This window comes from Brevibacillus reuszeri (assembly GCF_002897295.1).
Classification (GTDB): Bacteria; Bacillota; Bacilli; order Brevibacillales; family Brevibacillaceae; genus Brevibacillus; species Brevibacillus reuszeri_A.
Window position 1 is genome coordinate 1 of sequence record NZ_BEXF01000052.1, and the last position, 10,760, is coordinate 10,760.

A 10,760-nucleotide genomic window follows, 5' to 3' on the forward strand; every position below is an offset into this window, starting at 1 on the left:
GTGTATGGCCCCAATGGAATATAGAGAACATCTCAAGACATCAGCAGCATAAACAAGACACCAACCATTTTTTGATTGGTGTCCAAGTTTTTGTTTTTTTACTGTCTACTTGACAGGGGGCACTTCACAATGAGAGGTCTGCTTATGGTTTTGTATTCATCGACTTACACTTGTTGCTTGCGGATGTTCATCAGACGGAAAACAGTGCTCAACAGGAAGATGTTCATACCTGCGATCAGAAATCCAATCGAAACCATCAATGTGAAATTCTCGGATCTGAAATCGCTTACACTGAATGCCATTAACAATGCGCCAATGATTGTTGTCGTCCAAGCCATCCATCTGAGCATATCTGCGGCTTTTTTCTCGTTATTCATATATCATGACCCCCGTCATCTAAGATTTTCGTTTCATCTGATGGCTATATTGTAACACAAAATTCATTTGTTGGTCACGTTTTGTTCAAATTTTTATTAAAAAATTGTCAAAAGTTTTTGCGCAAAGCTATTGGAATAGCTGTTGTTACAATTTTCCTTTGTGTCTCAAATGTGAAAACGCCAAAATTACTTTGTTAAAAAACTGTTTCTCGGCACAAATCTCCATAGCAAAAAAAGACCTCCCGCCATTAGACATACATGCGTAAGGGCATGTCCAATAGCAGTGGCCTTTTTCCTTTTTGCTTGGTGAGTTACAGTATTTCTGGTTCGTCCTGACGAATTTTATCTTCTCTTGCTTTATCAGCCTTGCGCTTGAGATAATTTCCAACAGCAATGACAATCAGAGCCAAGGCTACTGGCAAAATGATATGTAGAGCTGGCAGTATCTCTTCCAGGAATGCTCCTACCACTTTGTCGCCGACAATCATTTCACCTGCTGTATATCCAAGCAAAGCTGCACCCAAAAGGACGATGATAGGAAAACGGTTCATCAGCTTCATTAACAGCTGGCTTCCCCAAATGATCAATGGGATACTGATCGCAAGTCCGATAATCACCAACAGCAGATTTCCATTGGCCGCACCTGCAACGGCAATCACATTGTCTAGACTCATAATCAGGTCAGCAAAAATAATCGTTTTCAAGGCTTCCATCATATTGGAACCACCGCCAATATGACTATCCTCATCCTCGCCCTTCAGCAGCTTGATCGCAATCCAGATGAGCAAAAGCCCTCCTACGACCTGTACAAAAGGAATTTTTAATAGCCAGATGGCGATCACTGTGAGAATCACCCGTAACCCAATTGCCCCAAAGCTTCCCCAAAACACTGCTTTCTTTTGCAGCTCTGGACTGAGATTTCGACAGGCGAGCGCAATCACGACCGCATTATCTCCACTCAAGACCAAATTAACAATAATAATTTGCAATAAACTAAGAAAAAAATCTGTCATGATAATAGCTCCTTTCTGTAAAAATGAACTTGTAGTGTCAATAATAGACCTTTATTTTTCATTCTGCATTACTAATTTCAGCTTATTTTTCAATTTCTTTAGAAAATCCGGAAGTAAAAAAGAAAAACCTGTCTACGTAGACAGATCAATATATAAACAAATAATTATTTATCAATATCCTTTTTTTAACTATTCATCATACAAGCTGTTCTGATTTCCCGTTAAAGGCGGAGAGACCCTATGCTTGGTCGCTTGCTCGAAGCCATAGGCGATTTTGAGCAAAGTAGGCTCACTGTATGCCGTACCTACGAATGTTATTCCCTGCGGTCCTTTTGTTATGTATCCACCAGGTGCGATTACTCCGTTCTCTGCATACCCTCCTGGTACGGTAATAACAGGGTAGCCTGCTCGCGCCGCAAGATCTGGACCGCCTTCATTCCCCAAAAACAGGAGTGCATCCAGCCCATGCTCAGCCAAAGCATAATCGATTCCTTGGTCTCGAGCTATCTCCTTGTTTTTTTGCAGGCTATCGAGATAGTCCTGTTCTAATAAAGTACCGCTCGTTTGCTCACACCAAATCAGTTTATCTTGTCCATATTTCAATGTAATCTCTGCATGTGTTTCATTATAGGCAATCACGTCTCGGAGTGAGTGAACGGGTACTTCTGCTGCTACAGTTGACAAATATTCATTCACATATCGCTTGAATTCATAGCGAAGAACATTCCAGTCCCACTCGGTACCATCACATGGAAGAGCAACGGGATCAACGATTGTAGCCCCCTGGTCTTTGAGAACAGTAATGGCTTCTTCCACAATCCGCAGCCTGTCCTCATCCAAATGCTTCATATAATAACGGGGGATACCGATCCTGGCTTGGCGCAAAAATGTTTTGTCTAATAACGTCGTGTACACAGTGCCATCGTCATTCAATGCCCCAAGGACAATCGCTACATCCTGCACTGTTCTTGCCATCGGGCCTGCTGCATCCATGCTCCGGGTGAGCGGGATGATTCCTGACTGGCTTACAAGCCCATCCGTCGGCTTTAGACCAACGATTCCATTTTGACTAGCAGGGCTAATAATGGAGCCTGACGTTTCTGTTCCGATTGCTGCTGCTACCAGATTGGCAGACACGGCGACTGCAGAGCCAGAGCTAGATCCCCCCACAAAAAGCTCACCTGGTCCATATGGATTTAAGGTAAGCCCTCCACGAGAGCTGTAGCCTGCCCACATCGTTTGCGACATGTAATTAGCCCATTCTGTCATGTTCGCTTTTCCTAACAAAACGGCTCCTGCCAAACGCAGCTGCCTCGCAACAACAGAATCCTCGGATGCATAAGAATTCGCTAGGGTAACAGAACCTGCACTCGTATGCATCTGATCGCCCGTTCCTATGTTATCTTTTAAGACAATAGGAATTCCATGCAGAGGTCCCCGACTTCCTTTGCTTTTTCGTTCAGCATCTAAAGCCTTTGCAATTTGCATTGCCTCTGGATTGATTTCTATAATGGAACGCAGCCATGTATCATACTTGCTGATCCGCTCCAAATAGACTTCCACCAAATCTTCCGAGCAAAGCGTGCCCGCTTCCATAGCAGCTTGCATACTGGCTATATCTGCTTCCAAAATCCAAGACTCCAGCTTCTCTTTCATAAATCCACCTCCAGCCTTACTTCTGCCCCTTGTACCCATACACGGAATAGTCCGCTCGTACCTTCCGGATCGCTAGCCACACTGGCAGCCCTCTCGCTACCCAGCGCAGGGCAGACATAATATTTTGTTCATTTTCAAACTGCTCGACAATCACGATGGTCTGCTCATTAATGTACGCTCGAAGCTCGTCCCAGCCCATGGCGGAATACCGGTCTGTTCCGTACGTTCTCAGCTCCAAGAAGTCTTCCCGCTTCGGATCTTTTAGCTGGATCAGGCGGCGTATGGCTTGTGCGCACTCTGGATGAATGGAATGACTGCTCGGCAAAATGGTAAATCCCCTTCCTCGGACGTATTCTCTCTTCATCGTTTGAAAAGAGACGTATCACTTCCTTTCACTTTACTACGGATGGATCAGATTGTCCTAGATGATTTCTGATATCAGCTTCGACATGAGAGCGGTCGACAGGATAACAGGCTTTTCAGTTAGCTCACTCACGAGCTGACGAGCTTCTTCCGAATATCCCATGCAATCCATGAGCAGTAGATCGACTTGATCCCTAAGCGGTTCGAGTGCTTGCTGATACACCTGTTTGTCCAGCGTAAACGGCGAAGCAACAGCAAATACCGGATCAAGGCCATATGGCGTGTATTTTTCCCGCAATGCACTCACTTGCTCCTGCAGCGGTGCAATTACACCCAGCCTCCGTCCTTTTGCAAGTATGGCTACGACAGGAGGGATCATTTGATCCGGCTCCAAAAGAACGGCGCTTTCCGTATGCAGCCCTGGAAATACACCGGTACACAAAAGCAAAATATTCGGAATCCCTAGACTCTCCAGCCCCCTGATTTTTTCCTGCAAGATCGGTTGGATGCTCTCTCTGGACATGACGACCTGTTCCCCGTCAGGCAAGCGTGAGGTCAGAACGTACTCGCCTGGTGCAGGGGAAAGATTTTGCCTGATTGCCTCCACAGTCATTCCATCCAGCACACCGCATTGAATCAGCTCTGCACGTCCTGCCAGATGTGTCTCGATAATCGGCGCTATATCATTGCGCGGAGCTTGACCAATCGTAATCATTCCTACCTGCTTCATATGTGAAACCTCCTTATCTTTGATAAAGGATGAGGTGAAAAAAAGCAGGGAGACCAATCATCTCCCTGCTCCTCATTTCCTTACTTACCAGAGTCCAAGCCCATCGTTTGAAAAATTTTCATCGAGCCGTAGCGCGAAAGGATATGCGCAAACTCAGCCTCGTCATAAAACTGGGTAACTCCATTTGTGAACTCCTTGGCAACCTCAACCGCAAATTTAACGGCAAGTGCAATATCCGTCTCATGGCTCGCACCTGTTCCGCAGCCTGGAACAGCACTCTCGGCGGTGATGGCAACCCCAACCACAGGCGCATTGGTAGCGACTGACGGCTGCAGGATGCTGTTCACGTGGAACAAATCGTTTCCATACGGGGTGATGTCTTGCAGCGTAATCGGGAAGGTGACCGGCAGCTTTCCCGTTGTCATTTCCATAATGCGCAGCAGGTCCTCACTGATTCGCAAAATATAGCCTTCCTTGACCGTTGGCGAGATGGCAATGCCTTTGTGGTTAATGATCCGATTTCCTTTGGTCGTATCGATGGAAAGAATCGCTTCCATCTCTGGAATAACCTCGTATTCGTTCATCGTCAAAATATCAACGGGCGAGCCCATAAAATCTACGGGCTCATGTGGCTGTGTCGGTGCATCCGGGCAAATATGCGTGCTGATGATTACGTCGCCCGCCAGCACGTCGCCATTTAGTTGCATTTGGGCAAGCTTTAGGGCAGATGCGACCGCCGCAATCGCACCGTCTGCATCAGAGACAAGCCCGATTCGGCTAGGACGTGCGCCAATTCCACCCAAGCGTCCAATAATCCCAAAAGTGGGGGCGCTTCCTCCCGATGACTTCCCGTTTTTCCCAGGTACGAGGATTTTAACAAAATCCGTGCTGCCTTCTTCTCCGTTTACGGTTTGAGTCGTTACAGTCACTTCCGGATAATCGTGGAACAGTTTTTTGATGGCTTCGCCGTTTACATAGGCGCTATCCATCGTTTCATATACAGTCATCGTCTGTTTTAATGACATGGTAAACCCTCCCGTGTGCCAGCGCTGATGTCGAATCTTTTTGATCTGCCAGTCAATTATTATTAGCCAAATATATATGGAAGAATCGGTTTGTTGACAGTGCTCTCTACTGCTGACAGCAGCTCCTTGTTGTGCATCGTTGTGCTGAGAATCAGTTTTTCTTTTGGCACGTGAATGATTGCCAGCTTTTGACCTTTTTCAATCTCAGCCGAGACGATCGGTCTAGCAGTTTGGGCGTCGAGGGTCATGATAAGGTCAGGGAATGTACCCAATCTCTCCCCATTTTGCTCCAGCGTCATGTATTCGTTCCAGAACGTCATCTCATGTCCACTAATCACGACACGCCCCACATCAAATCCGCCTGCCGTCTTCAGTTCGAATTCATCTACCTGTCCAGAAGTGACGACGCGACCACCAAGCTTTTTGCAAACAGCCTCGATTGCCGCCTCTCCTTTTGCTCCAAGCAATGCCTCGCCTACTTCAATCGCCTGAAGAATCGCACCCGGTGCACCATTTTCTTTTGCATACGAAACCGTGATCGGGTTGCGTGCTACGACAACGAGGCCGCCTGCTTCTACGGATACTTTGCGAACCAATCCGGCTGCCTGCTGCAATTGCCCACTGACGCACACCTCATGATACAGCTCATCCTTGCCGCCGACTGCTGCCTGATGCGAAATGTAGCCTTCTACCTGATGCAGATTCATCGCTCCCATAGAACCAGTCGGATGGGCACGACCGTTACATGGCAGGTCAATGACAGGCAAACCAGTTACTGCTGCTTGGAACCAGCCGTTGACAGTGGTTCCTGCGCCATTTTCATTCGTAATGATCCCTTTTATCGACTGACCGATCGTGCGCTCCAACAACTGCAAGGCACGAACGTAATGCATCGGCTTCACAAATTGATTCTCAGCAGCCGGTGCTCCGACCAAAGCTACCGTCGCGAGCAAATCCTCATCATTCATTTCATCGGCTGTATATAAATAAGGAGTTCCGACCTCCAGTGCTAGGCGACCTGTTTCCATGCCATCTTCAATCCAGCCGCCACCGCCACCGCCTAGTACACATCCTCCGTAAACAGCTGCTTCCATCATGGATTTGGTAATTGTCATTTTTGCCATATTGTTTCTCCTCCAGATGTTGTTTATTTTTTCGCGAATTTGAACAAGGAGTTACAGAAGCTGTAGATTGCATCCCCTGCGATAAAGCCGGCAGCAAGAATGCTCAGCGTGCTTTCCGCCTGCTTGCCTTTTACCTTAACCGCGATACTGCGAATCAAAATACCTGCCAGAACAGCAAATCCGGCATATGGATTCAAAATCAACAATCCGGTAGCGAACATTACGCCCATTTGACGATTTGCTCCACCAATCAGCTGCAAAATCGCTCCTGGAATTGCCCATAGCAGCAGTTGCTTGGCAATTTCCGGGGAGGTTCCTGCTTCAATCGTGCTCGCATAAACGGCATCCACCGGCGGAATCAAGCCTTGGGAAAAGAAGCTTTGATAAGAGAATGCAACCGTAATCAGAGCGACACCAAAAGCAATCAGGCCAGTGAAGTACTGCTGCTTGCGACCTTCGAGCTCATAAGCCGCATCCGCACCATTTCCCCGCAAAATATAGCCCGTTTTCAAATCGTAGCCCATATCAGCAAAAGCTGGTCCAGTCGCAGCACTAAATCCAACGAGCAGACCGAGTGCCACTGGTGGAAAGCCAATCATCATCCCGATAATCAAAGTAATCAGCGCAATCGCAAAGGCAGGGAACCAGCCAGAGTGCATGGCGGCAATCCCAACAATCAATTCATGGACATAGGCTGCAAACGCTGCAAAGAGCAAAAAGCCGATCAACATGCCAAAGGACATGTGCGTGATAAGTCCACCAGCAAGCGCAACGATGAGCGCCACAACGAGATAGGCGAGGAATCCAAAGCCGAGTACACGTGAGGTTGTTTTTTCACTTTGCGTGTAGCTCATATCCTCTGCACTTGCCGCGCCATCTACTGCCGCAGCTGGCTTTTTCTTTTTCAGAATCACATACGCTACCTGGAACAAGGCAACAATCCCTGCCCCGATCATAAAGCCGTGTGGAATGTACAAGGCATTCAGATCTATGTTAAAGAGTGGCGTGGAGTATTGACGGAGCAAAAGCCCAACCCCAAACATAGCCAGTGCCCAGATGTTCCCGATAAACGCAACACCAAATGCGGACATGGAGATTCCAAGATACGAGCCTAGCAAACCAATCGCTGTGCCGACGCCCAAAAGCAATCCACGCTTGCCGCCTCTGTCTCCTGCAATAATCGCTTCCGCAGTAGCAACACCTGGTGCCCACGTGCCTGTCGCCGGAAACACCTTGGAGCCAAACAGCTTGTACAACAGAGCCGTATCAACAAACATCGCGAGTCCCGCACCAATCAGCATCGGAACAATCAGTTCTTGATGCCCCATCGCAAAAGGAATCCCGATCGGTATCAAGAGGCTGTTTGCTGCACCGAATGTTGCCGAGGAAATCGATGTTTGCACAAGATTTTGGCGGTGAATGGAACGATATTTAGAGAATATCTCCATTGGAATCCGTGCAATCAGCATGGCGGCAATCGCACCAATAATCGAGGTGCTTGGCGTAACCCCCAGTGACGTGATCAATTGCATCCCGATAATCGCCCCAAATACAGACAAGGCAATATTCAAAATCAATGTCGACGGTTCAAATGCGGAGGGGTGTTTTTCTCTTGGAGTCTTGTCTTTGGCCATAATAGCGCCTCCTTCATAAATAGACTTGGCTAAAAAAAATGGAATGATCGCGAAATGGAGCTATCCAACTAAGCTAGTTGTATAATTGCTACGTAAAGCAAAAATCATTCGCTACAGACCTGTAAGCGCATACAGGATCACCAGCATAAAATCCGCGGCTTCGCTCCTCCTCCCCGATCCCTTCACTTCTTTCATTCCGTGATTTTTCACGATTAACTGAAAACTTTGAGCTAAGCTATGCTCGGAGGGAATATAAACTATCTTCCCTAAATTCTTTATACTTTCTGATAGTACAAAAAAAGTCGTTTTCCCCTATGGAAAGCGACCCAAAACTTCGCGCCCCTTTTTGGGCACGATCACAAACGGTATGAAATTACTGAATCGATTGGACGTCGACTCCCTTGGTTTTCCAGACACGCATGGCCACATCCAGACGAAAGCGCACCTCTGGATCGTTCACATCCATTTGCAAAATTTCCCCAATCCGCTCCAAGCGATACAAAACAGAATTGCGGTGAATGAACAATTCCTCTGCCACCCGCTTTGTATTTCCACCCGATTTTAGAAAAGCGCTAAGCGTCGCTACCAGCTCGGTGCCGTATTCCTTGTCGTAGTTGACAAGCGGTTCAATCAAAATGGAGGTCAGCTTCGTCAATACCGGGTGTCCCGCTGCATCCAACAGCAAATCCTCCACCAATATCTCATGAAAATGGATGATTTTTTGTTTGGGCAAAGTGTGCTGACCGATAGATAGAGCTCGATGTGCCTCCATACTGCTGGCGGGAACCTCAACCAGCATCTCGCGTGCTCCCCCAATGCCAGCAGTAAGCTGCAAATCTGCCGGAAGCTCCTTTTCATGGGAAAGCAGCTCCTTTAGCAGTGCTTCAGCATCCTCTCTCTGCTTTTCCACTTCGCCATGGACAGATGAGCACAGGACGATCATCGAATCGTTGATGATGACTCCTTTACGGGTATTTACCCCTGGCTTGTTCACCTTTTGAAGAAGCTGATTGTAGAGAAGCGTATACTGTTCTTCCTGCTTGCTCTTGTCCAGTCCAGACTTATTCGTAATCCGAACAACGATGACGTAATGAAAGGTACGTAGTGACATTCCCAGCTGCTTCGCCCGATAACGAAGCAGATCTTCCTGGTGAGATGACCCGGAAAAAAGCTCTACCATAAAAGACTCCTGCTCACGTTCGCGCTGCAGCTGCTGCGACTGGCGAATCGTAAACTCAATCGCCAAAACAGTAACCGCATGATCAAGACACATTTGCTCGAACCGATCCTGTTCTTTTAATTCCCGGGTAATAGCGAGGTAACCCATGACCCTGCTTCCTACCTGAACCACTCTTTTTTCCTTGATTTCAGCAGGTTGAAAATGGGAAGTGCAGCTTTCGATCTCCCCGTTTTCTTTGAGTACAGCAGTCTCGCAGGAAAGGAGATGGCCAATTAGAACAACCAGCTCTGTCGTTCGCCGATTTAAGACCAGATTCGTAAATTGCTGGTTCACTTCCCGAACCTCGCGCAGCATGAACGCTTACCGATTAAGAATTTGGTCAATAACTGCATGGGTCATATCAATAAAGGAATTTTCCAATGGGATATCAAACAATGGAATTCCGTAGAGCTCGCTCTTGTACAGTGCTTCCTGGGGGATTTCCTGTATGACCTTTCTCGTTTTGATGCCGATCGCCGAGCAGCCCGTCTGATGCATTTCATCCAAGAGGCGACTGATAAGTGCTGGTTCATCACGTACGGAGTAGCCTGTCGTTATGATCAATTCATTCGGCCTAAGAAACCCAGTAAGATCGGGCATTTCCATCGAGGTCATGTAGAAAATCTCTTTGTTGATCCCTGCGTGTCCTGCCATCACCTTTGCACCACGAAATACAGGCAGCTGTAATAGCCGCTCTACTGTAAACGGAGGGTTTTCCATTTTCCTCACCTCATTACTCTTACTCTTCCCATGATGCTACCACATTTTTCTTCAAAAATAAGATGGAACTATGCCACCTTGCTCGTCACCGCAAAATAAAAAAGGCCATCTTCCTGTTGATAGGAATACGACCTTTTGTGCTTTTGCTGACGGAGTTTTTCCGTTTTTGTTTTCGTCTGTCTCGCTCTCATGTCTGCAAAGGCAAAGATGCTTCTGTTTTGATCCGGGTTTCGCTTGCCTTCCCTCGCCAGCTTTTCCCGTTGCTTGCGCGCACTGCTTTTTGCCATGTATTTCACTCCTTTGGTGACGAGCATTCTTGTGGTAGCATTCGAATGTCGTTCTTGCTGTTATCATAGTACGCTTGCACAAACGATGCAACTAAAATAGGGCAATATCCAGTAACACTTGTCCATTCCTTTCTTTTTCCAACGAATATGCTAGTAGAAAACGGGAGGGAGGAAGCACGATGAAAAGAATTACTGCTGGACGAGTCGAAAATCAAGTGTATTCGAATCGGGTTCTGCGTTCGGAATTCGATAAAAACTGGCGCACCTTTGTGTCCAGGACCGGGTATGTTGTTTATACTGCTACTGCCAATCGTGCCAAAGTAACTGTCCTGCTTGCAGATGGATCGAGAAAATTACTTGTCTTTAACCGCGGCGGAAGAGTTTTGGTCGGAGGCGGTGGAACCAGCCATTACAGCAAACCGCATATCGCAAGAAACCTGTAGGATCACGAGTAATAAGGAAAAAGCCCTGTCCTCTATGGAAAATGAAGTGCCCCCTGTCAAGTAGACAGTAAAAAAACAAAAACTTGGACACCAATCAAAAAATGGTTGGTGTCTTGTTTATGCTGCTGATGTCTTGAGATGTTCTCTATATTCCATTGGGGCCATACAC

At 47.1% G+C, this 10,760-nt stretch carries 12 protein-coding genes; 1 reads left to right on the plus strand and 11 read right to left on the minus strand.

Annotated features, from left to right (window positions below):
• Window positions 1-164 precede the first annotated feature (164 nt).
• From C3B52_RS34600 to C3B52_RS34650, 11 genes are all read right to left on the minus strand, one after another.
• Entirely contained in the window at window positions 165-377 is a 213-nt protein-coding gene (locus tag C3B52_RS34600; protein ID WP_103110878.1) for a hypothetical protein, read from the minus strand.
• Window positions 378-688: 311 nt separating this feature from the next.
• Window positions 689-1,390 (minus strand): TerC family protein, encoded by a 702-nt coding sequence (locus tag C3B52_RS34605; RefSeq protein ID WP_103110879.1) that lies wholly within the window; start codon window positions 1,388-1,390, stop codon window positions 689-691.
• Window positions 1,391-1,579: 189 nt separating this feature from the next.
• A complete protein-coding gene (locus C3B52_RS34610; RefSeq protein WP_103110880.1) occupies window positions 1,580-3,046 on the minus strand; it encodes an amidase family protein in 1,467 nt (488 codons plus the stop codon).
• Window positions 3,047-3,062: 16 nt separating this feature from the next.
• Complete coding sequence (locus C3B52_RS34615; protein ID WP_103110881.1) at window positions 3,063-3,410, minus strand: hypothetical protein; 348 nt, start codon at window positions 3,408-3,410, stop codon at window positions 3,063-3,065.
• Between the two features lie 57 nt (window positions 3,411-3,467).
• Entirely contained in the window at window positions 3,468-4,139 is a 672-nt protein-coding gene (locus C3B52_RS34620; protein WP_103110882.1) for an AroM family protein, read from the minus strand.
• Between the two features lie 80 nt (window positions 4,140-4,219).
• On the minus strand, window positions 4,220-5,164 hold the full coding sequence (locus C3B52_RS34625) for a DUF1177 domain-containing protein (RefSeq protein WP_103110883.1): 945 nt from the start codon (window positions 5,162-5,164) through the stop codon (window positions 4,220-4,222).
• Between the two features lie 62 nt (window positions 5,165-5,226).
• Entirely contained in the window at window positions 5,227-6,288 is a 1,062-nt protein-coding gene (locus tag C3B52_RS34630) for a DUF917 domain-containing protein (RefSeq protein WP_103110884.1), read from the minus strand.
• A gap of 23 nt (window positions 6,289-6,311) precedes the next feature.
• A complete protein-coding gene (locus C3B52_RS34635; RefSeq protein WP_103110885.1) occupies window positions 6,312-7,922 on the minus strand; it encodes an OPT/YSL family transporter in 1,611 nt (536 codons plus the stop codon).
• A 373-nt stretch (window positions 7,923-8,295) separates the two neighbouring features.
• Window positions 8,296-9,435: a PucR family transcriptional regulator gene (locus tag C3B52_RS34640; RefSeq protein WP_164685071.1), complete on the minus strand. Its 1,140-nt coding sequence runs from the start codon at window positions 9,433-9,435 to the stop codon at window positions 8,296-8,298.
• A gap of 27 nt (window positions 9,436-9,462) precedes the next feature.
• On the minus strand, window positions 9,463-9,861 hold the full coding sequence (locus C3B52_RS34645; protein ID WP_103110887.1) for a PucR family transcriptional regulator ligand-binding domain-containing protein: 399 nt from the start codon (window positions 9,859-9,861) through the stop codon (window positions 9,463-9,465).
• Window positions 9,862-9,929: 68 nt separating this feature from the next.
• Window positions 9,930-10,148 (minus strand): hypothetical protein, encoded by a 219-nt coding sequence (locus C3B52_RS34650; RefSeq protein ID WP_103110888.1) that lies wholly within the window; start codon window positions 10,146-10,148, stop codon window positions 9,930-9,932.
• Window positions 10,149-10,327: 179 nt separating this feature from the next.
• Between C3B52_RS34650 and C3B52_RS34655 the strand changes: the two genes are divergently transcribed.
• Window positions 10,328-10,591 (plus strand): hypothetical protein, encoded by a 264-nt coding sequence (locus C3B52_RS34655; RefSeq protein ID WP_103110889.1) that lies wholly within the window; start codon window positions 10,328-10,330, stop codon window positions 10,589-10,591.
• Window positions 10,592-10,760 lie beyond the last annotated feature (169 nt).

What these genes read in the sequence shown, in the direction of transcription:
- C3B52_RS34600 (WP_103110878.1), bottom strand. Translation starts at nt 377, where the DNA reads ATGAATAACGAGAAAAAAGCCGCAGATATGCTCAGATGGATGGCTTGG.
- C3B52_RS34605 (WP_103110879.1), bottom strand. Translation starts at nt 1,390, where the DNA reads ATGACAGATTTTTTTCTTAGTTTATTGCAAATTATTATTGTTAATTTG.
- C3B52_RS34610 (WP_103110880.1), bottom strand. Translation starts at nt 3,046, where the DNA reads ATGAAAGAGAAGCTGGAGTCTTGGATTTTGGAAGCAGATATAGCCAGT.
- C3B52_RS34615 (WP_103110881.1), bottom strand. Translation starts at nt 3,410, where the DNA reads ATGAAGAGAGAATACGTCCGAGGAAGGGGATTTACCATTTTGCCGAGC.
- C3B52_RS34620 (WP_103110882.1), bottom strand. Translation starts at nt 4,139, where the DNA reads ATGAAGCAGGTAGGAATGATTACGATTGGTCAAGCTCCGCGCAATGAT.
- C3B52_RS34625 (WP_103110883.1), bottom strand. Translation starts at nt 5,164, where the DNA reads ATGTCATTAAAACAGACGATGACTGTATATGAAACGATGGATAGCGCC.
- C3B52_RS34630 (WP_103110884.1), bottom strand. Translation starts at nt 6,288, where the DNA reads ATGGCAAAAATGACAATTACCAAATCCATGATGGAAGCAGCTGTTTAC.
- C3B52_RS34635 (WP_103110885.1), bottom strand. Translation starts at nt 7,922, where the DNA reads ATGGCCAAAGACAAGACTCCAAGAGAAAAACACCCCTCCGCATTTGAA.
- C3B52_RS34645 (WP_103110887.1), bottom strand. Translation starts at nt 9,861, where the DNA reads ATGGAAAACCCTCCGTTTACAGTAGAGCGGCTATTACAGCTGCCTGTA.
- C3B52_RS34650 (WP_103110888.1), bottom strand. Translation starts at nt 10,148, where the DNA reads ATGGCAAAAAGCAGTGCGCGCAAGCAACGGGAAAAGCTGGCGAGGGAA.
- C3B52_RS34655 (WP_103110889.1), top strand. Translation starts at nt 10,328, where the DNA reads ATGAAAAGAATTACTGCTGGACGAGTCGAAAATCAAGTGTATTCGAAT.